A 21,813-nucleotide genomic window follows, 5' to 3' on the forward strand; every position below is an offset into this window, starting at 1 on the left:
ACATTTATGATGAAAGGTAAAAAAATAGTACTTGGCATCACTGGAAGTATTGCCGCATATAAAGCGGCAGTACTTGCCAGAGCCTTGATAAAGAAGGGTGCCGAAGTACAAATCGTTATAACTCCTGCAGGGAAAGAGTTTATCACACCACTTACACTGTCCACCATAACAAGCAAACCAGTCATTAGCGAGTTCTTTGCTCGCAGGGATGGAACATGGCACAGCCACGTTGACCTCGGACTGTGGGCAGACGCAATGCTGATAGCTCCTGCCACTGCATCTACTATAGGGAAAATGGCAAACGGCATTGCCGACAATATGCTTATCACCACATACCTGTCGATGAAAGCACCGGTATTCGTGGCACCGGCAATGGATCTTGATATGTTTGCACACCCGTCAACACAAAAAAATCTTGACACACTGAGGTCATACGGAAACATTATCATCGAACCGGGCGAAGGTGAACTGGCAAGCCATCTTGTAGGCAAAGGAAGAATGGAAGAACCGGAAAACATCGTTGCCGTACTGGAGGATTTCTTCGCAAAAAAGTCAGATCTAGCCGGAAAGAAGGTGATGATTACCGCCGGTCCTACTTACGAAAAGATTGACCCTGTAAGATTTATCGGTAACTACTCTTCAGGCAAAATGGGTTACGCCCTGGCTGAATGCTGTGCGGAAAGAGGAGCCGAAGTTACCCTTATCAGCGGACCTGTAAGCATTACGGCAAAGCATCCTAACATCAGAACAATCAGTGTAGAGAGTGCAGATGAAATGTATCAGGCAGCTACAAAGGAGTTCGGTTCAAGCGATGCAGCAATACTGTGTGCGGCAGTAGCTGACTTCACTCCTGAAACAAAGACTGAACAAAAAATAAAGCGCGAAAAAGACGACCTGATAATTAAGCTGAAACCTACGCAGGACATAGCTGCTGCACTGGGAAAAATAAAGAAAGACAATCAGGTAATGGTGGGATTTGCACTTGAAACAAACGATGAAATGGAACATGCCAAAAGCAAGCTGGAAAGAAAAAATCTTGACTTCATCGTTCTTAACTCACTGAACGACAAGGGAGCTGGTTTCAGACATGATACAAACAAGATTACCATCATCGACAAGGAGAACGTAATCGAATTCCCGCTAAAAAATAAGAAAGAAGTGGCTACAGACATAATTAACCATTTGGCAGAAATATTATAATCATGCTACAGTCTATATTCATCCAGAACTACGCACTTATTGATAAACTTGATATAACTTTCGAACCCGGATTTTCCGTTATCACCGGAGAAACGGGAGCCGGAAAATCAATCATTCTTGGTGCAATCGGCCTTCTGTTAGGACAAAGGGCAGACGTAAAGGCTATACGCAACGGGGCCACGAAATGTATCGTGGAAGCGAAATTCAGCATAGCATCATACGGTATGGAAGAGTTCTTCAAGGCAAACGACATTGAATACGACAGCGAAGAATGTATAATCCGCCGCGAAGTAAACATAAACGGGAAAAGCAGGGCTTTCATAAATGATACTCCTGCATCGTTGTCGCAGATGAAAGTGCTTGGAGAGAAGCTGATTGACGTACACAGCCAGCACCAGAACCTATTAATAAACAAGGAAGGCTTTCAGCTGAATATTCTGGATATTCTAGCTCAGGACATCAAAGAACTGACTGACTATCAGAACGAATACAATGAATACAGGAAAGTAAGCCGCGAACTGGATGAATGTATCAGACAAGCCGAGGAGACAAGAAAAGAAGAAGACTATATCCGATTCCAACTCCAGCAGCTTGATGAAGCGGAACTGAAAGAAGGCGAAGTAGCCGAGCTTGAGCAGGAAGCAGAAACCTTGACCCATGCAGAAGACATAAAGGCAGGACTTTACCGCTCGGCTCAAAATATAGGCAGCGACGAAGGAGGATGCGTAACGCTTATCAAGGACAGTATTAACACTTTGCAAACGTTTTGCAAAGTGTTTGCAAAAGCCAATGAATGGAAAGAAAGACTTGAAAGCTGCTACATTGAGATAAAAGACATCTCGCACGACATGGAGGACGCACAGGAAGCAATAGAATTCAATCCTTCAAGACTTGACTTCGTAAATTCCCGCCTCAACATGATATACTCGATGATGCAGAAACATCATGTAAAGACTGATACGGAACTTATCGAGATAGCCGAGAACTACAGGCAACAACTCGACATGATAACATCATCTGACGAACGTATTTCCGAACTGGAAAACAAAAAGAAAAAATTGTACGACAGTGTAATACGTAAAGCAGAAGTCCTGACAGCCTTGCGTACGGAAAGCGCAGGTAAAATCCAGTCACAGATGGAGTCACTGCTGATTCCGCTAGGAATGCCTAATGTGAAATTTGCAGTAGAGATATGCAGAAAAAAAGAGCCGGATATTAACGGTCTGGATGCAGTGAACTTCCTGTTCTCTGCCAACAAGAACGGAACATTGCAGAATGTGGCTTCCATAGCTTCCGGCGGTGAAATTGCCAGAGTAATGCTTTCACTGAAAGCCATGATAGCCGGAGCAGTGAAACTTCCGACAATAATCTTCGATGAGATTGATACAGGTGTATCAGGTTCCATTGCAGAGAAAATGGCACTGATAATGCAGGATATGGGACGACAGAACAGACAGGTTCTGAGCATCACACACCTGCCACAGATAGCGGCCAGAGGCAATGCACACTACAAAGTATATAAGGAAGATACCGAAACCGGAACAAACAGCCATATCATACGCCTCACAGACGAGGAACGTATAGACGAAATAGCAAATATGCTTAGTGGTTCTACAATGACAGAGGCTGCAAGAAACAATGCCATGTCTTTGCTCGGACTTTAATCCATTATTGAATTAAAAAAATTAGACATACAGATATGATTGAAAAAAATGAAATGATATTCGGTGTAAGAGCCGTAATTGAAGCGATACAGGCAGGGAAAGAAATTGACAAAATTCTGGTAAAGAAAGACATCCAGAGTGATTTGTCGAAAGAGCTTTTTGCTGCATTGAAAGATACGCAGATACCAGTACAGAGAGTACCGGTGGAAAGAATAAACAAGATAACACGCAAAAACCATCAGGGAGTAGTGGCTTTCATCTCTCCTATCACATATCAGAAAACGGAAGATATAGTACCTTTCCTTTTCGAGCAGGGTAAAAATCCTCTGATAATACTCCTTGACGGACTTACAGATGTACGTAACTTCGGTGCAATAGCACGTACATGCGAATGTGCCGGTGTGGATGCCATTATCATACCGTCAAAGAACAGTGTGAGCGTAAATGCTGATGCCATCAAGACCTCTGCGGGAGCACTCCACACAATACCTGTTTGTCGCGAAAGCAACATCACAAATACCATAAAATTTCTGAAAGACAGTGGCTTCAGCATTGTAGCTGCTACAGAAAAAGGTGATTATGACTACACTAAAGGCGACTACACAAAACCTACATGTATAATAATGGGAGCAGAAGACACCGGTGTGCCTTACGAACATCTCGCTCTCTGCGACGAATGGATTAAAATACCTCTGTTCGGTACAATAGAATCACTCAACGTATCTGTAGCAGCAGGAATCCTTATATACGAAGCCATCAAACAACGTGGTTTCTCTACTGAAGAATAATAATACCGGACAATATCATGAGGAAAACAATTTTTATTACAATATGTGCCATGGGTATAAGTGGCTTATGGGCACAGGAATTACCTAAATGGTCAAAGAAAGCACGAAAAGCCGTTTTCTCAGTTATCACATACAACGCAGACAATAAAATATTAAATACCGGAAACGGTTTTTATATCGATTCTGAAGGAACAGGAGTATCGGACTATAGTCTGTTTAAAGGAGCCCACAAAGCTGTAGTAGTAACATCAGACGGAAAGGAACTGCCTGTAACTCTGATTCTGGGAGCTAACGACATGTACGACGTGGTACGATTCAAGACAGAAACGCCCAAAAAACAGGAGTCACTGATCCCTGCTACCACACAAGGAAAGGAAAACGAGAAGGTCTATATAATGCCTTACTCAACACAAAACTCAATAAACGGGATCTCAGGTACCATACAAAACGTTGACTCTATAGGAAATAATTCTTTCTATTATACACTGTCAATGAGTACAGGAGCCAAAGATGTCAGTTGTCCTGTAATGAACGAGAACGGAGAAGTGATAGGTATGATTCAAAGAAATTCTGACAGCGAAGACCAGAAAAGTTATGCTTTGGGAATTAACTTTGCAAAAAGTCTGTCAATCAATGCCCTCTCAGGCAGTGATGCGACACTGAAATCCATAAAAATTAAGAAAGGTCTGCCCGAAGACGAATCCCAGGCATTGGTATTCCTTTACATGATGTCGTCACAGCTTGAAGCAGAAGAATATCTTTCCATACTGAATGACTTCATAAATATGTATCCAAACAATATGGAAGGCTATCTAAGACGTGCTACATATTATATGGACAAGAATTCCGATGAGTTTGTCAGCAAAGTAGAGGATGATCTGAAAAAGACAGCTGAAGTTGCAGAAAATAAAGCAGAAGCTCATTATGGAATAGCCAAGCTTATATATAATTACAGCATCAGCAATGCGAAAAAGCCGGAAAAGGCAAACTGGACTCTGGAAAGGGCATTGGATGAAACAAATCAGGCGATATCTGTTTCTGCTGAAGGATTATACTATCAATTGCAGGGCGATATTTACTTCGCAATGAAAGACTATAAGAGTGCTGCAACAGCATATGAAAATGTATGCAAGACTCCTCTAGCCTCAGCTTCGGCTTTCTATGCGGTAGCCAAAGCCAAAGAACTGGTAGAAGGTACAGATAAAAAAGAAATTATAGCACTGATGGACAGCGCAATGGCATATTATAATACACCTTATGGCAAGGATGCTGCTCCATATCTGTTCGAACGTGCCCGCATGAAATCGGAAGCAAAGATGTATCGTGACGCTGTTTTAGACTACAATGCTTTCTACGATGCCATGCTTGGACAGGTTTCGGCTGAGTTTTACGTAATCCGCCAACAAGCTGAGATGCAATGCCGCATGTACCAACAGGCTATCAACGACATAAACAAGGCTGTAGAACTTGAACCGTCGAATAGCGGATATTGGGTTGAGAAAGGAAGCGTACATATCCGCCTGAGTCAGACAGACGAAGCTATAGCAGCTCTTGAAAAGGCTGTTTCTCTCGATCCTAAGAATGCGGATGCATACCGTATGCTGGGTTACTGTCAGATAAAGGGTAAAGACAAAAAGAAAGGACTTGAAAATCTTAATAAGGCAAAGGAACTGGGTGATACAGTTGCCGAAGACCTGATAAAGAAATACGCAAAATAAGAGACTGCAGTTATGAACCTTTTGTATATAAACTGGAATCCAGACCCGATAATATTCACATTGGGAGGATTCAGTCTCAGATGGTACAGTGTATTTTGGGTTATCGCCATAGCATCTGCCAGCATAGTGGTACACAAAATATTCCAAAAGAGAAAAATGTCCGAAGATGATTACAACAAGCTGTTTGTTTACTCATTCCTCGGTATATTCATCGGAGCCCGTCTGGGACACTGCCTGTTCTATGATTTTGCCTATTATTCCGACCATCTGCTTGAGATAGTCCTTCCGGTACGTTTTCTTCCTGATGGCAGCTGGAAGTTTACAGGATATGCAGGCTTGGCAAGCCATGGGGGAACCATGGGACTTATGCTTACTTTATATCTTTTCTGCAGGAAAACAAAGATTACCTATCTGCAGATACTTGATATAATAGCTATGGCAGCACCACTGGCAGCAGGTTTCATAAGAATAGCCAATCTGATGAATTCCGAAATTATAGGTATGCCTACTTCAATACCATTCGCTTTCATATTCGAACAGGTGGATAATCAGCCAAGACATCCGGCACAGCTGTACGAAGCAATAGCATACTTCATCATCTTCGGAATTATGTGGTACGTACAGAACAAGGTTAAATCATATAAGGATGGACTTTACTTCGGCATCTGCATATTTTCAATCTTCACGTTCCGCTTCTTTGTGGAGTTCATAAAAGAAAGGCAGGTCGATTTTGAAAACTACATGATGATAGATATGGGACAGGTATTGAGCATTCCATTCATTATATTAGGACTATACTTCATAGTCAGAGGATTGAAGAAACCGGCTGTAGAAAAAAGATGATAATAAAATAAATAGAGTGGCGAAACCGAAAAAATCAGTTTCGCCACTATATTTTTTATATCAATGATAATTTTACTGCTTTTGCATCTCAAATCCTAACAATAAGCCGTCGTATTGAGATAATACGGTATTAAGCGTACTCACTGTTGCATTCGATGACTTTCCGGCTACGGCACCTGTCACAGCCTGTGCAAGCGACATCAGTTTATCTGCTTTGAACAACAGACTCATTTTTCCACCATTCAGTACAGAAGTAGATATCTGAGCTGTCATCTTCAGACCTATCTTTGTTTTCAACGTAACTTCTTTAGTATCTTTATTATAACTGTAAGTGCCGTTTACAGTACGTCCTGCCACAGTAGATGTATAGGTACTGTCTGCATTGAACACATATACAGTATTTTCGTTGAAACCAAGTTTGGACAGATAGTTGCTCATCTGTTCTTCTACTTTCTTTGCTGCAACTTCACCTCCTGCTTTCGAAAGCAGATCATCACTTTCAAACTTACAGTCCGGAGCAGTGTATTTCCAAGTTCCAACCATTGAAACACTCTCGTTCACTTTGGAAACTGTTTCTTCCACCTTGTTCACTACCCCACCAAGCACAGACTTCCAGTCCTGTGCAGATACTGCTGTACTTACAGTAAGTATCAAACCTGTCAGAAGAAATCTACCAATCATAATCAGCAAGCTTTAAAACTCATGTCAAGTCCCTTTACAGAGTGTGTAAGGGCACCTACCGAAATAAAATCAACTCCACATTCTGCATAATCGCGAAGAGTGTCGAAAGTAATACCTCCGGATGATTCGATTTCATATCTGCCGGCAACCATTTCTACAGCCTTACGTGTATTTTCTGGAGTAAAGTTATCTAGCATAATACGATCTACACCACCAAGGTCGAGAACCTGCTGAAGCTCGTCGAAGTTACGAACCTCAATTTCAATCTTCAAGTCCTTGCCTTTAGCCTTGCAATATTCCTTTGCACGGTTGATAGCCTTGTCGATACCTCCGGCAAAATCCACATGATTGTCTTTCAACAGAATCATATCGAACAAACCAATACGATGGTTCACACCACCACCAATCTTCACAGCCATCTTTTCAAGGATACGCATACCAGGAGTTGTCTTTCTTGTATCAAGTACGCGGGTCTTTGTACCTTCCAAACGTTTCACATACTTGTTTGTCATAGTAGCAATACCACTCATACGCTGCATGATGTTCAGCATCAGACGCTCTGTCTGAAGCAAAGACTGAACCTTTCCTTCCACTACCATGGCAACATCGCCCGGCTTAACGTGTGCTCCGTCGTTGATGAAAACCTCAACCTTCATTGTAGGGTCAAAACGGTTGAACACTTCCTTTGCTATTTCAATACCTGCCAGGATACCTTCTTCCTTGATAAGAAGTTTTGACTTACCCATTGCATCAGCAGGGATACATGAGAGTGTTGTATGGTCGCCATCACCTATATCTTCAGCGAAAGACAGGTCTATAAGGCGATCTATCAGATCTTTTACTACTTTTTCGTCCATAATGTTACAGATTTATTGAATTATAATGCAAAGATAGTGAAAGGTGAGCGGAGAGGCAAAAGAAAAACACAGTTTTTCGATTTTGACTATCCCGAATCGCATCCTATCTTATGAAAAGGTATAGATTATTCGTATCTTTGCAAAGCCGTAATTTATAAAAACAGAAAACGAATATGAAATTTATATTACTTGTAGTAGGCAAGACAGTGGAAAAACACTACATCACTGCCATAAACGACTATGTGGAGAGAACCAAACACTATACTTCGTTCGACATGGAAGTTATCCCCGAACTGAAAAACACCAAGAGCCTTAGCATGGAGCAACAAAAGGAGAAAGAAGGTGAACTGATTCTGAAAGCCATACAGCCGGGCGACGTAGTGGTACTGCTGGATGAACACGGTAAAGAATTCCGCTCAATTGAGTTTGCCGACTGGATTGAGAAGAAAATGCATACCGTGAACAAACGTCTGGTATTCATCATAGGTGGCCCCTATGGATTTGCTCCATCGGTATATGCAGCAGCTCAAGAAAAGATTTCTCTGTCGAAAATGACATTCTCTCATCAGATGATACGCCTCATATTCGTGGAACAGCTATACAGGGCTATGACTATCCTGAACAATGGTCCATATCATCACGAATAACATATATCAAATAAAAAGAATAAATCCGCTTCCCTGCATTTTTTCTCAGGGAAGCGGATTTATTCTTTAATGTCTAGATTTTATCTCAATCGGAGAATATCGCCCACCTTAGGCGCAGGAGCATCTTCATCCATCTTGTTCATCTTATAAAGATATTTCAGCTTTATACCGAACATCTGCGATATAGAATACATGGAATCGCCAGATTTTACTACATATACTATATGATCCTTAGTAGCCTTCTTACGTTTCTCTTCCAGATAAACAACTTCACCACCACGGAATGTATAGTCCTTAGGCAATTCATTATATTTGCGGAGCTTGCGACTGCTGATATCAAATTCATCGGACAATGACTTGAATGTATCACCTCTGCGTGCAATAATATAAAGCATTTCGTTTGCCAGATAAGGTTGATGAGGATTAGTTACCTTCTCAGCCCATTCCAGTCCACCCTTACGATCGTATTGGTCAAGATCATAAAGTTCAATTATATTAATCAGTCTGTCGGCATATTTAGGATCTGTTGCATATCCTGCTTTCTTCAATCCGCGCGCCCATCCTTTGTAGTCTGTTATCTTCAATCGGAAAAGGAAAGCATATCTGGCTCCTGTTCTCAGGAATTTCGAATGGTCTTCATACGATTCCTTGGCATGCCTGTAAGCACGGAAACACTCGTTGCGACGGTCGTCATCATGACGTACAGTACGCCCGTCCCACGAACGGCCGCATTTTATACCGAAATGATTGTTGGACTTCCTGGCCAGAGTACTCCTTCCCGCCCCAGACTCAAGTAATCCCTGGGCCAGAGTGATACTTGCAGGAATATGATACTTCTTCATTTCATCAACGGCTATTCCCCTATACTTCCTTATATAGTCCTCATAAGCCTGATTTCTCTTTTGTGCTGACGCCGTGACAGAAAGCCCGGCAATGAATATTAAAATTAGTGTAAGATATTTTCTCATATCGTTAATCTTGAAAAACAGGTACAAACTTACGGAAAATCTCTGGAATATCCGCCGAATTGCAGCAGATTAACGCAACAGGATTTGATAATTAGGGAGTTAGAGGAAAAATGCAGAAGTTGGGCAGACAGTTGAAAACCGTCTTAAAGCAGATTAAAGCAAAAGAACGGTTTCCTAATCATTACCCGATGAAAGTGCAGATTTAACAGTCCCTGTTTCATTTTGCGGCGTTCTGCGCAGCTTTGCTTATCAATAGGTAACTCGTTGATTTATAGTTTTGCAACCAAAAAGAAACGAGTATGGCAAGAAGCACATTCAAGGTGCTGTTCTACGTGAATGGCAGTAAGGAAAAGAACGGAATTGTCCCCATCATGGGACGGGTTACAATCAACGGAACGGTAGCACAGTTCAGCTGCAAGCGGACTATCCCGAAAGAGCTTTGGGATGCCAAAGGGAACAAGGCAAAGGGCAAGAGTATGGAAGCGAGGGAGACTAATCTTGCACTTGACAACATCAAGGCTCAAATCATCAAGCATTACCAGCGTATATCCGACCGTGAAGCGTATGTAACGGCAGAAATGGTTCGCAATGCCTATCAGGGATTGGGCGGTGAGTATGAAACATTGCTCGGTGCTTTCGACAAGGAAAATGAAGTGTTCAAGAAGCGTGTCGGAAAAGACAGGGTCAGGGCTACCTATATGGCAAGGGTGCGGGCAAGAAACCATGTGGCAGCATTCATCAGGTCACATTACAAGCGGAACGACATCTCCATGCCTGAACTTACGCCCGACTTCATCAAGGAGTTCGCCGTGTTCCTTTCCAACGAAGCCGGACTGCACAACGGTTCGATATGGGAAAACTGCATGTGGCTGAAAGGTGTGGTGATGCGGGCACATTTCAACGGACATATACCGAGAAATCCGTTTGCCCAGTTCCATATAAGCCCGAACACGAAAGAGCGTGAATATCTGACGGAGAATGAGTTGAAAACATTGATGGAATTTCAGTTCAAAGACCCCAAGAACTCCTATCTCCGTGATATTTTTGTTTTCGCCAGTTTTACCGCCCTCTCATTCGTGGATATAAAGGAATTAAGCAACAACCAGATTGTGGAAGTGAACGGTGAGAAATGGATTATTTCCAAACGACACAAGACGGGTGTACCGTTTCAGGTGAAGCTGCTGGATATTCCCTTGCAGATAATCGAGCGTTACAAGGCTTTTCAGGAAAACAATCTTGTATTCCCCAATCTCAACTATTGGTCAATATGCAAGCGTATGGGAAAGATGATAAAGGAATGCGGTATCACCAAGAAAATCAGCTTTCATTGCTCAAGGCACGGGTTTGCGACCCTGGCTCTCAGCAAAGGGATGCCAATTGAGAGCGTCAGCCGTATTTTGGGGCATACGAACATTGAGACCACGCAAATCTATGCGAAGATAACCGTACAGAAATTGGATAATGACCTCACGATGCTGGGCGACAAACTGAGCAAATCATTCGGAAACGTAAAATTGACAAAGATATGAAACGGGAAATAATCACAACAGGCAGCGATGGTAGAATTACCATACCATCCGATACAGGTAATATATGGATGAATGAAATGGAGCTGGTAGAGCTGTTCGGGGTAATCGCCCAGACGCTCCGTGCCGCCATCCGTGCCGTGTACAAGTGTGGAGTTTTGAATCCTTTTGAAGCAGAAAAACGTATCAAGCTGCCCAACGGCTATTATGCGGACATGTATGCCCTGCCTATGGTGGTGGCACTCGCTTTCCATATTGACACGTCAAGTACCGCAATGATTCGTAATGCCCTGTTGAAAAGATTGTGCCGACGAAAGGAAAAACAAGTCCTGCTGGTGTCAATGAATAACAGAATGCCGAATGAATGTTAGAATGAACTTTTTTTGTTCAGCCACTACAACACCTATGCGGACATCAAGCGGCGGAAGAACGAGAGCCGGACGTATTTCTTTGGCAGGGCGGCGGAACGGAAGAGGCGGTGAAGCAAGAAAATAAGCGATAAGTCCGCCTTGATTTATTACGAAAAAAAATAAAAAAAGTTTCTACTATATTTGTATTATCAAATATAAATTGTACTTTTGCAATACAATATCGCCCTTAGGTGGAAAATACTAAGGCTCGCCACCCCTAAAAAGGTGGCTTATTTTTTATATATACAATTGGAATATGGAGCAAAAACAACGCGTTATAGTCTATATTGACGGATTCAATTTCTATTTCGGACTGAAGAGTAATGCTAAATGGAAGAAATATTACTGGCTTGATATAGTCAAGTTGTTCGAGATGTTCATGCGTCCGAATCAGGAGCTTGTTGCCGTCAAGTATTTTTCGGCAAAGCCTGATGATATAGACCAAAGTCTTCGCCAGAATGCCTTTTTTCAAGCCAATAGAGAAAATCCAAAATTCAAGTTGATATTGGGTAAGTATCTGAAAAAATCTATAACCTGTTTCAAATGCGGAAATGTTATTCATACCCATGAGGAAAAGGAAACTGATGTACGAATAGCCACACAGATTGTAGCAGATGCCTATCAGAAGAATTGTGATATATCCATTATAGTATCAGCTGATAGTGACATGATACCTGCTATCGAACTTGCAACAGAAGCTTGTCAAAAGGTTTTTGTATATTTCCCTCCTTACCAGTACTCCAGTAATCTTGCTACTATGGGTATGGGTAAGCCTATCCATATGAAACAATATGAAACTCGTTTCAGGCAATGTCTTTTACCTGATGTGGTACATCTTGGAAAGGCAAACTTTGATTTACAGATACCTAAGAAATGGAAGGCTTTTCAGTCAATCTGAATCAGAAATACGCGTTATAAAAAAGGAAAATCCGTAATACAGTCTGGAATATCCAGTCGTATTACGGATTTTTCTTTTCGTCTATGATATTTCTATTTGTTCTGCAAGAGGTATTGCAGTTCGGGGTCGGACTGTATGCGCTGCAACTCGTCAGCGACAATCTGCCGGACTTCGGCACGGATACGGTTGTAGTTATCCTAGTTCATCTCCTTCATGCGGTCGTTGCCGCCGGCATCTGTAAAGCCCGTGATGACGGGTATAGACCGGTAAGCCTGTTCCTCACGCTTCACTTTCTCGGCATCGACCACAATTTGATGATTAACGGTTTAATCTGACGTAGTGACGACATGAAGTCATTAAATCCGTAAATCAGTGCGTCAGTCAATCTGTAATTATCTGCAACAACCAGTCCCCGAAGAAGTGCATATTCCACGACTTCGGGCTTTTTTATCTCCTTTTACCTGAAAGAGTCACCTGTTTATACTGCATTTTCTTTTTGCATGACATATTTTGCGCCGTTCCGCATAGATTTGCGTATCAAGATTTTACCGACACTTCCGTAGCTTTGCAATCATGTTTAACCCGTTGCCGACAGAATGTAGGCAGCACTAAAACCTGTATCAAGAACATGAAGAAAAAAGAAATCATTTGCGTAGGTACAACTCTCTACAAGATTGTAAATCGGGATTGTCATTATTCACCGATAAGAGGAATAGGACGTTACTACACAATAAACAAAACACAACTGGAAAAATTCTGATATTTTGATGAAATGATGAAAGTATATATAAACATAAAGAGAAACAGCAACTTACGTCTTCATCAACCTTTCAACAAGAGAATCGGGCTGATGAAAAGAGAAAGGACACACCGTACTCTACATCACTTTTCTTTTGGCGAGCGGTTTGATGAAACAATGATGAATGTATATCATTATGGTTATCAGTCTATTATCCTATCAACTCATCAATTCATCGGATTTTTATCCACCAACAAGTCTGCCGGACAAACGGACGGAAGGAAATGCCACTATCCGCAGACAGGTCGGACAGCAGGCAGGTCGGATGTCCGACCGACCGACAAGGAAAAGCGTATCATATCGACGACAAGAAAAGGTCTGCCTATACCGCTAGTACTCTCACAGGCTTTTGGAAACAGAAAAGCCATAGCTCATTAGGGCATTTTCTTTACGCAGTGCAGGCACAGCTAAAAATGCCCCAATGAGCCAACGGGGTTACACCCCTCTGGACACCCCCGTTTGCCATGCGGCATGACCGCAGCAGACGGAAACCAACAAACCAAATTGTCAAACCTGAAAACGAAAAACAAGCATGGGATATATAAGCATTCAAATCAACAAAGCGAAAGGCTCGGCTGACACGGGCGCATCCGACCACATAGAACGTAAAACCATACCCAAGAACGCAGACCTTACACGTACACATCTCAACCGTGAACTAGTGGAGTTCCCTGATGGAGTGTCCGACCGTACTGAAGCAATAAGTCACCGTATCCGTACGGCAGGTATCAAACGTAAGATAACCCCCGACCAAGTGCGGGCAATTAGAATCGTGCTTTCGGGTACGCACGAGGATATGATGAAAATACAGGACGAGGGCAGACTTGACGAATGGTGTGATGACAACCTGCAATGGCTGCACTATACCTTCGGCAAGGAAAATACAGTTTCGGCAGTCCTGCACATGGATGAGCACACACCGCACATTCATGCCACGGTCGTACCGATAGTAACAGGAGAGCGCAGGAAAGCCAAGAAAAAGCAGACGGAAGGTAAACGCTCCTACCGCAAGAAAGCCAATACCGTGCGTCTGTGTGCCGATGATGTGCTGACACGTGAGAAGCTGGTAACATATCACGATAGTTATGCAAAAGCAATGGAGAAATATGGCTTGCAACGTGGTGTGCGTGGCTCGGAAGCACGGCATACGACAACCGCCCAATACTATCGTGATTTGAAACGGCAGACGGGTGAACTTGAAGCCAATGTGCAACAGTTACAGACAGAGCAGCAACAGGCAGAGCAACAACTTGACGAGGTAAGGCAGGAAGTCAAGTCGGAGAAACTGGAAGCTGCCAAGACGGAAGCGAAAGCCGCATTCGTGGCAAAGGTCGGTTCTATTTTCGGTGGTGGTAAACTGAAAGAGTTTGAACACAGGAATGAAGATTTGCAAAACCGCATAAAGGAACTTGAAGAAGAAGCCGTACAACGAGAGGAACAACATAGCAAGCAGATACAGGAAATGAAGAATGCTTACGAACGACAATACCGCAAATTGTCGGAATTTACGGATTTTGTCAAACGCTACTTCCCTTATGTGGAAAAGCTGATACCTACTATCAAGTTTTTGCGTGATACTCTGAATTTTGGCGATGGGCTAATCAAAAAGCTGTGCATGTTCAAGGATGTCACCATTAAAGGCGAACTCTATTCTACAGAGTTCCGACAGCACTTTAAGACTGATGGCTCAGTTTGTTCACTTATAGAAACCTCAGATGGAAAATTTGACCTCAAAATAGATGGCGTTTCACATGTAAGTTGGTTCAGACGCAAGAAATACGAGTTTATGAAAGCATTGGGATTACCGAAACAGGAACAACAGAGTAAAAAACTATAATTCAGGAAAAGCCTTAATAATCATATTTATTAGGCAGATTATTATGACTTTATATTACTTTTGTATCTGAAAGATTGATTTTACTTAGAGATATTTATATTTTGTCTACTTTAAACATAAAAGAAATAACATGAACTATCTTATTGGGAAACAAAAAATATATGAAAGTGCTTTCTATCCTTACGGTGATGGTATAATTACTCTTCCTCATCGTATACGAGCATATATAGATTCAAGTTCTGATGAGTTCAGTCACTTGACTATAGAAAATAAATTATGTGATTTAGGTTTTGCTGTAACAAGAGGTATAAATTTATATACAGAAATTAAGAAGGATATAAGTGAACATGCAAAAGACGTTCAATATCGAAGTTATGAAGATAATATAAAGAGCTCGTTGTTTTCTTATATAGATTATTTGAGAGAAACGGAAACTCTTTTAACGGAAACCCTTTTAGAGCAGAAAGATATTGATTTAATGCAGCTTGTAGATTTATTGGTTGAAGAAATTTTACTTCGTTATAACGAATATCCGGATGTAAATTCTAACGAATATACTATAATCTTTAGAAGTATTCCATTAGATTATACCGCAATAATAAATCGTTTTAATATAAAGTCCTCAGAAGAAAAACAATCATGTCATAATTATTTATTGACAGCCCAAGAATCAATAAGCAAGGCTGTTATGAACAAGGACTATGTTCTATATCTAAATCGTTGGAAAGAATTATTGCCCAAGTTATCTGGGTATGACCTTTATTTTGCGGATGATTTGGTGTTTCCTGGTGATGAAGAATACGTGTATGCGTATAATGAAAAACAAAAAGATAACCCCACTAGACAGTTGGTTTTATGTGTTCCTCCTGAGCCATGGAGTGGAAATATCCTTAATTCCAAACTTGTAATCCTTTCTTTGAATCCTGGATATGTAGAGCACCTGAATAAGAATCTTGCAAATATGTTCAAACCTCAGATGGCTGAAGAAATCATGGAGGACAAAAGAAAGGTTTTGTCAATGGAAGGAACTAAATTTGACTATTACGAGCCAACAAGAATATTGGGTGACTATTATTGGAGAAAGAAAATACTTCCTTTAGGAACAGCCGTATATGGAGAACAGGAAAAGGAAAATATTTTTAATCATGTTTCCTTATGTCAGTATTTTGCTTACACTTCGCTGGTATCTCCAGCTATTAAGAATTTATTTCCATCTCAGAAATTTACAAAAATGGTGTTGCTCTATTTGGCTACCTCTGCAAAAGAAGTAAAGTTTCTTGTGATGAGGCACGAAGCCCAATGGAAAACATTAATGGGAGAAGGTCTATGGAATTATTTATATGATAACAATAGACTGCTGGTTAGTAAAAATTATGCTAATCAATCCCTTACGGAGAAGAACATCGGCATTGAAAATTATAGGATTATTGTTGAACACTTAAGGAATAATTAAATGAATCACTTAAAAAGATTACAAAATGCTCTTGAACGGTTTGCTCCAGCTAATACTGTTAGTGGACTGACAAAGCAATTTGAGGACATTGCCCAAATTGTATTTAATGGACGTTATGTCGTAAATGGAGAATACGAGATATATCCAATTGATATTGAGTTCTATTTTCATGATGAAGAGAATAAAAGTATAATTGAACCTCAAATGTACCATGTAGGAGATGTTCCCTATTTCCCGGTAGGAGCGATTTGTCCCAATAGGTCTGGTGTTGACATGACTTTTGAGCGTGAAGGAAAATATCGTGCATCATTTCTTATTCGAGGGTATACTTATAAATCCTTGGTTAATAATGATGAAAAGATTTTTACAAATAAGGCTTCTCAAAAATTGAAAGAAGGAGAAATAGATAAATTCAAGCCACAATATTTATGGGAAGATTTGTTTGGTAATGCCTCAATTTTCGAGAAAGGGTTGTCTATTGTCTGGATGGATAATGAAGATTTTAATAAAGTTCGTATTATGTCTTCCGCCAGAATAAATGTAAAAAAAATAAAAGGGGAAGCAACTGACCGTATGTGGCGTTTTACTAATCTTGACGCAGATCAGCAATGAAAATCTTAAAATCAACTATGGACTATGTGTTTTTTTCGGAGAATCTGAAAAGATATTATCCAAAAGTGTACAATGAATTGACTGAAATATTGTCAAAGCATGATGTGCATTACGGCGTATTGAAAGGAACAGCCGATTATTGGTGTAGAGATTATATGCCAGTACAAGTAGATGGTAATTCTTTTGTTCAGTTTAAATATCATCCTGACTATCTGGAAGGACTTCGCGATTATGAAACATCAACAGAAACTTCCATTAAGCTGGCTAAAACGATATTACCAAGTTCTTCAATATGTGTTTCTCCCATTGTAGCAGACGGTGGTAACTTTACCTTTGGAAGCATAAAAAAAGGTAGAGGATACACCGCTGTTGTTATAATGACGGAGAAAATATTTATTGAGAACCCTGATATGGATAGAAAATATCTTGTTTCTCTAATGGAAAAGTTATTTCCAAATCATAAGTTCTTATTTTTGCCTTGGGATAGAAGTGACGTTTGTGGTCATACAGATGGAATTTTACATGCTGTTGGCAGTAATAAAGTACTGGTGAATCTGAAAGTTTACCCTGATGATATTGCCGCTAAGATGAGAAGTCGATTAGAATCATACTTTAAAGTCATCGATTTAGAGCTAAGTGATTATCATAATATGAGTTGGGCTTATATAAATATGATTCATACTCAAAATGTAATAATTGTCCCAGGTGTAGGACGTTCTACAGATGAAGAAGCTTTGAAACATATAAAAAAACTGTTTCCAGAGTATGATGGTAGAATTTATCAGGTGCAGATGCAATCTATAGTTAAAAGAGGGGGAGGAGCTTTAAATTGCCTTTCATGGTCTTTTACTATATAAGCAAACTGAAATAATGCGCTAAAATAAGTTTCTCATATCTCTATTTTTTTCTAAATTTGCAAAAGGAAAAGAGTTACTTGAAAAGTAATATAACGCAGACCACAGCAATTGGGACGGTTGCCAAATCGTTACCCAAAATAAGGTAATCCTTCTAACTCGTTTAATATCAAATAGCTATATTCCTTATACAGATTTACGGAAAAAATGTGATTTATATAGTGAATGAAGTAATGTTTTTCACTTCTGCAAATCAATTGGCACATAAAAGAGCACCAAAAAAATTTGTGTTATTATCTCATTATTGACCATTAAAACAAAAATTCCATTATGTGAAAACAAAAAATCACTGTTTTACGTGATGTTTGCACAATCGTAAAAGTAGTATTTTTGTAAAAACCAATAATATTATCATTTATGAAAAAATTAATTACAAGCATCTTTTATCTGCTTATGATTTGCATTGCGATAAGCAGTTGTGAGAATGGAGAAAACACTCCATCGAACATTACCGTAAGTAATCCGGAAGAACTTAACCAAGTTTTTAATTCCGGCGAAAGCAATGGAACCATACACTTTGAGGCACAAAACGACTGGAGTGCATCTGTCTCTACAACAAACCGTGCTGATGAAAGCTGGATTGACATCAATCCTAAGTCAGGAAAAGCAGGTAAAAATCAGGTAATCAACATTACGATGAGCAAAAATGTTACTGGCGAGGATCGTACTGCCACAATTACAATTACTTGTGGAGACACGACTATCACTATCACTGTAAGTCAAAGCAGCAGTACTGAAGGAGACGGAAATATCGATCAAGGCAAAGCTATGATAACACAAATAACAGCTTACGGAATAAAATATAACAGTAACGAGAAAGTAAAATTATACGAAACTTCCTTACAATACAAAGATGGAATATTAGTAAAGACTATATCAGAAGGTTCCTACGAAAACTATTCCACATACACATTCAAACAAGACTATTCGTACGACCCCGATACCAAGACACTTAAAATAGAATCAAACGAAAAGTCAGAACATCAAGGTAGCTCATCCAACAATACAAAAAGACTGGAAAATTGGAATATTCAAACAAACGAGCAAGGATATGTAGTCTCTGCATTAGGGGAAATATATATTAACGACAAACACACATCCGATGTCACAAACGAATATACATATGACAGCGAAGGTCATCTGGCAACCTACTATTTCTTCCAAAAGAATAACGACGGAAACAACGACGGACCTTCAAACAGTACCTTCATATGGAATGATGGCAATCTTTCAGAAATGAAGGACGATGAGTCTGGAGAGTCATGGATGAAAGCAGAATATGGAGAAGAACTGAATAATGATATATTCGACCTCAATCAGCTTATGTGCGACGGCTCATATCCTGAGCCTGATTACACAGCTATAATCATGAATATGGGTAAACAATCAAAAAATCTGCAAACCAAATACTACTATTACTATGAGACAGAAATTTCAGATGGTGAAGGAGAAGCATCAAGAGCGACCGAATCCGGTTATGAGGCAATAGAAATATCATACGAGAAAGATGAAAACGGACGCATATCAGTAATCAAATACAAACATCCTGATAAAGTAAACAAGCCTAACTATTCTGAAACAATGCTCGTACTAAGTTACTCAGAATAATCATTATCATCAGATATAATTAGTCCCGACCTTATACGATTCGTTCATATTCGTATTCAGGCCGGGACTTTTCACTATTTTGAATACCTCTTTTTTATAATATTATGGAATATCTATCAGTTTATGTGTCTGAAGACTTAATCGCCACTGTGGATGTTCCTTTATGTAGGATATTACATCATTGGTATTTTGTCCTGAACATGGTTGCAGAAAGAAATGCCTTGCTGGCAGTTTCAGATATTCAGACACATCCTGACCTACATATACCACTTTCACTTCATCAATACGGGATACTTTAAGTATGGCTCCCTCCTTAGGAGAACAGGTAACCCAGTCTATATCCTCCGGCAAAATACAAGTGCCATTAGTCTCTATCGCAACATATTTCCCTGCCGCATGTAAGGCAGCAGTCAGCTTGCCGTCAATCCAAAGTCCTGGTTCTCCACCAGTAAGAATCACCATCCGGCATGGATATTTGCATACTTCCGCTATAATTTCATCATCCGACATCATCCTGCCATCTTCATGCTGCGTATCGCAAAAGCTGCACTTCAGATTGCATCCAGAGAAACGGACAAACACAGCAGGGGTTCCCATATGAAACCCTTCACCCTGCAAACTGTAGAAAATTTCGTTAATCTTTCTCATAGATAGCCGTATTACCTTCCGATTCTTTTACTTCTACCCTGAAACAATGTGGAACCTGATTACAAACCCAGAAGGCAATATTTTCTGCCGTAGGATTAAAAGGCAGTACATCATTCAAGTTATTATGGTCCAGCTGCTTTTCCACAGCCTGCTTGATATGAGTAAAATCTACCACCATACCGTTTTCGTCAAGCTCTTTCGAACGGCAATAAACGGTTATAATCCAGTTGTGACCATGAAGCTTCTCGCATTTGCTCTGGTAAGACAGCTGCAGCGAATGTGAGGCTGAAATTTCCATCCTTTTAATTACTGTGTACATAGTTGATACGTTAATTAGATTAATACAAATTTGCTCCTGCTTAATGTCACCTCGGCAGTTTTATCGTCGCAAAGATAAAAAATATCCAAAGAAATTTTATTATAACAGATTAGTACATTGGTAATTTTATATTATCACTTTACCTCGTACCTCACCTGATACCGTCTGTAGAATATCACAGCCAATATGAAACCTACCATAGCAAACGGCACTCCTACAAGAGCCGCATACTGGAAACCGTCAGTCACAGCAAGGCCTCCTGCGTATGCTCCCACGGCATTACCGAAATTGAATGCTATCTGGATGCATGCACCTCCAAGCATCTCTCCTCCCGGAGCCACTCGTATTATCAACAATTGCTCCGGACTGGATACTGCAAACAGTCCGGCTGTACATAGAAACATAAGCGAAACTGAAAGCCAAGGATTAGGTGATAAAAAGAAGATAGCAAGCAATATCAAACATATACCACCTTGAGCAATCATCAGAACCCGCCCAGGTGTATAACGGTCGGACATTCGTCCGCTTATGAGATTTCCCACTACCATACCAAAGCCGGCAAGCACCATCAAAGCCGTCATACTGCTTTCCGAGAAACCGGAAACATTAGTCAGCAGCGGACTGATATAGCTGTACCAGCAGAACACACCGCCATTACCCAGAGCTGTAGCACCTAGAATAAGCCACGGAGCCGGAGTACGGAGAAACCGGAACTGTCCCTTAAAACCTACATCCTGCAAGCCTTCTACCACCGGAACCCATCGCCATATATAATAGAAAACGATTATTCCCCAAAGACCTACAAAAAGGAATGTGGAACGCCACGAGATAAGATGACTCAACGATGTGCCAAGCGGTACACCGAACAAATTGGCAACAGTCATTCCGGCTATCATTATGGAAACTGCCTCCGAGCTTTTGCCTTTATCTGCAAGCTTGGAAGCCACAATAGAAGCCACTCCGAAATAAGCTCCATGAGGCAAACCTGAGATGAAACGCCCAATCATCATAACCCAGTAATTAGGTGCCATAGACGCACAAAGATTTCCAACTATTATCAGCGAAACCAATGCCATAAGCAAATGCTTGAGTGACTTCTTCCGTGCAAGAACCAATACCGGTGCACCGAAGCACACACCAAGTGCATAGGCAGAAATAAGATGACCTGCCTCGGATATGCTTATTCCAAAATCGGAAGCCACATACGGCAATATACCCATCATGGCAAACTCAGCCATTCCTAATGCCAAAGTACCGAAAGCCAGTGCTATAAGACTCTTCTTCATAATTTTATTTCTATCTGTTTATCAATGAATATTCTTATATTTTAAATTCTGCTGCAAAGTTACATCTTATGTTTTAAAACATAAGAACATTTTATAATTGTTTTTTGTACAATTATTCTTAAAGAAGAACACCATAG

The 21,813-nt window shown here is 40.5% G+C and carries 23 protein-coding genes and 1 pseudogene; 16 read left to right on the forward strand and 8 right to left on the reverse strand.

What is annotated here, in order from left to right:
- The first annotated feature begins 9 nt into the window (after positions 1–9).
- The 5 genes from coaBC to lgt are packed head-to-tail and all read left to right on the forward strand — an operon-like array spanning position 10 to position 6,213.
- Complete coding sequence (gene coaBC, locus NW213_RS09295) at positions 10–1,200, forward strand: bifunctional phosphopantothenoylcysteine decarboxylase/phosphopantothenate--cysteine ligase CoaBC (protein ID WP_258322614.1); 1,191 nt, start codon at positions 10–12, stop codon at positions 1,198–1,200.
- A 2-nt stretch (positions 1,201–1,202) separates the two neighbouring features.
- A complete protein-coding gene (gene recN / locus NW213_RS09300) occupies positions 1,203–2,864 on the forward strand; it encodes a DNA repair protein RecN (RefSeq protein WP_258322594.1) in 1,662 nt (553 codons plus the stop codon).
- Between the two features lie 35 nt (positions 2,865–2,899).
- Positions 2,900–3,652 (forward strand): 23S rRNA (guanosine(2251)-2'-O)-methyltransferase RlmB, encoded by a 753-nt coding sequence (gene rlmB, locus NW213_RS09305; protein ID WP_154042595.1) that lies wholly within the window; start codon positions 2,900–2,902, stop codon positions 3,650–3,652.
- A 17-nt stretch (positions 3,653–3,669) separates the two neighbouring features.
- The gene (locus NW213_RS09310; protein WP_258322595.1) at positions 3,670–5,370 is read left to right on the forward strand and encodes a tetratricopeptide repeat protein; all 1,701 of its coding nucleotides are present in this window, start codon (positions 3,670–3,672) and stop codon (positions 5,368–5,370) included.
- 12 nt (positions 5,371–5,382) lie between these two features.
- Complete coding sequence (gene lgt, locus NW213_RS09315) at positions 5,383–6,213, forward strand: prolipoprotein diacylglyceryl transferase (protein WP_235339181.1); 831 nt, start codon at positions 5,383–5,385, stop codon at positions 6,211–6,213.
- A gap of 72 nt (positions 6,214–6,285) precedes the next feature.
- Here the strand turns inward: lgt and NW213_RS09320 are convergent, their stop codons facing one another.
- Positions 6,286–6,894: a DUF4923 family protein gene (locus tag NW213_RS09320; RefSeq protein ID WP_204393781.1), complete on the reverse strand. Its 609-nt coding sequence runs from the start codon at positions 6,892–6,894 to the stop codon at positions 6,286–6,288.
- Positions 6,895–6,896: 2 nt separating this feature from the next.
- On the reverse strand, positions 6,897–7,751 hold the full coding sequence (nadC, locus tag NW213_RS09325; RefSeq protein WP_235339179.1) for a carboxylating nicotinate-nucleotide diphosphorylase: 855 nt from the start codon (positions 7,749–7,751) through the stop codon (positions 6,897–6,899).
- Between the two features lie 173 nt (positions 7,752–7,924).
- Here nadC and rlmH point away from each other — a divergent pair, with 173 nt between their 5' ends.
- The gene (gene rlmH / locus NW213_RS09330) at positions 7,925–8,398 is read left to right on the forward strand and encodes a 23S rRNA (pseudouridine(1915)-N(3))-methyltransferase RlmH (protein WP_258322596.1); all 474 of its coding nucleotides are present in this window, start codon (positions 7,925–7,927) and stop codon (positions 8,396–8,398) included.
- A gap of 80 nt (positions 8,399–8,478) precedes the next feature.
- Here the strand turns inward: rlmH and NW213_RS09335 are convergent, their stop codons facing one another.
- Positions 8,479–9,366, reverse strand: a complete 888-nt coding sequence (locus NW213_RS09335) for a glucosaminidase domain-containing protein (RefSeq protein WP_154042589.1) — start codon at positions 9,364–9,366, stop codon at positions 8,479–8,481.
- A gap of 299 nt (positions 9,367–9,665) precedes the next feature.
- Here NW213_RS09335 and NW213_RS09340 point away from each other — a divergent pair, with 299 nt between their 5' ends.
- The 4 genes from NW213_RS09340 (at position 9,666) to NW213_RS09355 (ending at position 12,200) form a co-directional block, all read left to right on the forward strand.
- A complete protein-coding gene (locus NW213_RS09340) occupies positions 9,666–10,895 on the forward strand; it encodes a site-specific integrase (RefSeq protein ID WP_258322597.1) in 1,230 nt (409 codons plus the stop codon).
- Positions 10,892–11,263: a hypothetical protein gene (locus NW213_RS09345; protein ID WP_258322598.1), complete on the forward strand. Its 372-nt coding sequence runs from the start codon at positions 10,892–10,894 to the stop codon at positions 11,261–11,263. The genes NW213_RS09340 and NW213_RS09345 overlap by 4 nt, the downstream gene beginning before the upstream one ends.
- A gap of 1 nt (position 11,264) precedes the next feature.
- On the forward strand, positions 11,265–11,387 hold the full coding sequence (locus NW213_RS09350) for a hypothetical protein (RefSeq protein ID WP_258322599.1): 123 nt from the start codon (positions 11,265–11,267) through the stop codon (positions 11,385–11,387).
- Positions 11,388–11,558: 171 nt separating this feature from the next.
- Positions 11,559–12,200 (forward strand): NYN domain-containing protein, encoded by a 642-nt coding sequence (locus NW213_RS09355; RefSeq protein ID WP_195306052.1) that lies wholly within the window; start codon positions 11,559–11,561, stop codon positions 12,198–12,200.
- Between the two features lie 92 nt (positions 12,201–12,292).
- Here the strand turns inward: NW213_RS09355 and NW213_RS09360 are convergent.
- Together NW213_RS09360 and NW213_RS09365 are read right to left on the reverse strand one after the other, a co-directional pair.
- Positions 12,293–12,514, reverse strand: a pseudogene (locus NW213_RS09360) (conjugal transfer protein TraG); the annotation flags it as partial.
- Entirely contained in the window at positions 12,487–12,633 is a 147-nt protein-coding gene (locus NW213_RS09365) for a hypothetical protein (RefSeq protein WP_195596054.1), read from the reverse strand. The pseudogene NW213_RS09360 and the gene NW213_RS09365, both read right to left, overlap by 28 nt.
- 339 nt (positions 12,634–12,972) lie before the next feature.
- Between NW213_RS09365 and NW213_RS09370 the strand changes: the two genes are divergently transcribed.
- The 6 genes from NW213_RS09370 (at position 12,973) to NW213_RS09395 (ending at position 19,423) form a co-directional block, all read left to right on the forward strand.
- Positions 12,973–13,377, forward strand: coding sequence for a hypothetical protein (locus NW213_RS09370; RefSeq protein ID WP_229088665.1), 405 nt, complete (start codon positions 12,973–12,975; stop codon positions 13,375–13,377).
- 154 nt (positions 13,378–13,531) lie between these two features.
- Positions 13,532–14,836 carry a MobV family relaxase gene (gene mobV, locus NW213_RS09375; protein ID WP_258322600.1) on the forward strand — a complete coding sequence of 435 codons (1,305 nt, stop codon included), beginning with the start codon at positions 13,532–13,534 and terminating at the stop codon, positions 14,834–14,836.
- Positions 14,837–14,966: 130 nt separating this feature from the next.
- Complete coding sequence (locus NW213_RS09380) at positions 14,967–16,289, forward strand: hypothetical protein (RefSeq protein ID WP_087397013.1); 1,323 nt, start codon at positions 14,967–14,969, stop codon at positions 16,287–16,289.
- Positions 16,290–16,901, forward strand: coding sequence for a hypothetical protein (locus tag NW213_RS09385; RefSeq protein ID WP_258322601.1), 612 nt, complete (start codon positions 16,290–16,292; stop codon positions 16,899–16,901).
- Positions 16,898–17,758 carry an agmatine deiminase family protein gene (locus tag NW213_RS09390; RefSeq protein ID WP_258322602.1) on the forward strand — a complete coding sequence of 287 codons (861 nt, stop codon included), beginning with the start codon at positions 16,898–16,900 and terminating at the stop codon, positions 17,756–17,758. The genes NW213_RS09385 and NW213_RS09390 overlap by 4 nt, the downstream gene beginning before the upstream one ends.
- A 414-nt stretch (positions 17,759–18,172) precedes the next feature.
- Positions 18,173–19,423: a BACON domain-containing protein gene (locus NW213_RS09395; RefSeq protein ID WP_258322603.1), complete on the forward strand. Its 1,251-nt coding sequence runs from the start codon at positions 18,173–18,175 to the stop codon at positions 19,421–19,423.
- 102 nt (positions 19,424–19,525) lie between these two features.
- Here the strand turns inward: NW213_RS09395 and NW213_RS09400 are convergent, their stop codons facing one another.
- The 3 genes from NW213_RS09400 to araJ all read right to left on the reverse strand — a co-directional run bounded on the left by NW213_RS09400 (position 19,526) and on the right by araJ (position 21,676).
- Complete coding sequence (locus tag NW213_RS09400; RefSeq protein WP_258322604.1) at positions 19,526–20,071, reverse strand: 7-carboxy-7-deazaguanine synthase QueE; 546 nt, start codon at positions 20,069–20,071, stop codon at positions 19,526–19,528.
- Positions 20,058–20,390: a 6-carboxytetrahydropterin synthase gene (locus NW213_RS09405; RefSeq protein ID WP_204393791.1), complete on the reverse strand. Its 333-nt coding sequence runs from the start codon at positions 20,388–20,390 to the stop codon at positions 20,058–20,060. The genes NW213_RS09400 and NW213_RS09405 overlap by 14 nt, the downstream gene beginning before the upstream one ends.
- A gap of 134 nt (positions 20,391–20,524) precedes the next feature.
- On the reverse strand, positions 20,525–21,676 hold the full coding sequence (gene araJ / locus NW213_RS09410) for an MFS transporter AraJ (RefSeq protein WP_235339175.1): 1,152 nt from the start codon (positions 21,674–21,676) through the stop codon (positions 20,525–20,527).
- Positions 21,677–21,813 lie beyond the last annotated feature (137 nt).

The sequence above is a fragment of the Bacteroides sp. ET336 genome, assembly GCF_024733815.1.
GTDB lineage: Bacteria > Bacteroidota > Bacteroidia > Bacteroidales > Bacteroidaceae > Phocaeicola > Phocaeicola cellulolyticus.

Bases quoted from the DNA above. Each gene is read 5' to 3' on its own strand.
- coaBC (WP_258322614.1), top strand. From the start codon at position 10: ATGAAAGGTAAAAAAATAGTACTTGGCATCACTGGAAGTATTGCCGCA.
- recN (WP_258322594.1), top strand. From the start codon at position 1,203: ATGCTACAGTCTATATTCATCCAGAACTACGCACTTATTGATAAACTT.
- rlmB (WP_154042595.1), top strand. From the start codon at position 2,900: ATGATTGAAAAAAATGAAATGATATTCGGTGTAAGAGCCGTAATTGAA.
- NW213_RS09310 (WP_258322595.1), top strand. From the start codon at position 3,670: ATGAGGAAAACAATTTTTATTACAATATGTGCCATGGGTATAAGTGGC.
- lgt (WP_235339181.1), top strand. From the start codon at position 5,383: ATGAACCTTTTGTATATAAACTGGAATCCAGACCCGATAATATTCACA.
- NW213_RS09320 (WP_204393781.1), bottom strand. From the start codon at position 6,894: ATGATTGGTAGATTTCTTCTGACAGGTTTGATACTTACTGTAAGTACA.
- nadC (WP_235339179.1), bottom strand. From the start codon at position 7,751: ATGGACGAAAAAGTAGTAAAAGATCTGATAGATCGCCTTATAGACCTG.
- rlmH (WP_258322596.1), top strand. From the start codon at position 7,925: ATGAAATTTATATTACTTGTAGTAGGCAAGACAGTGGAAAAACACTAC.
- NW213_RS09335 (WP_154042589.1), bottom strand. From the start codon at position 9,366: ATGAGAAAATATCTTACACTAATTTTAATATTCATTGCCGGGCTTTCT.
- NW213_RS09340 (WP_258322597.1), top strand. From the start codon at position 9,666: ATGGCAAGAAGCACATTCAAGGTGCTGTTCTACGTGAATGGCAGTAAG.
- NW213_RS09345 (WP_258322598.1), top strand. From the start codon at position 10,892: ATGAAACGGGAAATAATCACAACAGGCAGCGATGGTAGAATTACCATA.
- NW213_RS09350 (WP_258322599.1), top strand. From the start codon at position 11,265: ATGAACTTTTTTTGTTCAGCCACTACAACACCTATGCGGACATCAAGC.
- NW213_RS09355 (WP_195306052.1), top strand. From the start codon at position 11,559: ATGGAGCAAAAACAACGCGTTATAGTCTATATTGACGGATTCAATTTC.
- NW213_RS09370 (WP_229088665.1), top strand. From the start codon at position 12,973: ATGATGAAAGTATATATAAACATAAAGAGAAACAGCAACTTACGTCTT.
- mobV (WP_258322600.1), top strand. From the start codon at position 13,532: ATGGGATATATAAGCATTCAAATCAACAAAGCGAAAGGCTCGGCTGAC.
- NW213_RS09380 (WP_087397013.1), top strand. From the start codon at position 14,967: ATGAACTATCTTATTGGGAAACAAAAAATATATGAAAGTGCTTTCTAT.
- NW213_RS09385 (WP_258322601.1), top strand. From the start codon at position 16,290: ATGAATCACTTAAAAAGATTACAAAATGCTCTTGAACGGTTTGCTCCA.
- NW213_RS09390 (WP_258322602.1), top strand. From the start codon at position 16,898: ATGAAAATCTTAAAATCAACTATGGACTATGTGTTTTTTTCGGAGAAT.
- NW213_RS09395 (WP_258322603.1), top strand. From the start codon at position 18,173: ATGAAAAAATTAATTACAAGCATCTTTTATCTGCTTATGATTTGCATT.
- NW213_RS09400 (WP_258322604.1), bottom strand. From the start codon at position 20,071: ATGAGAAAGATTAACGAAATTTTCTACAGTTTGCAGGGTGAAGGGTTT.
- NW213_RS09405 (WP_204393791.1), bottom strand. From the start codon at position 20,390: ATGTACACAGTAATTAAAAGGATGGAAATTTCAGCCTCACATTCGCTG.
- araJ (WP_235339175.1), bottom strand. From the start codon at position 21,676: ATGAAGAAGAGTCTTATAGCACTGGCTTTCGGTACTTTGGCATTAGGA.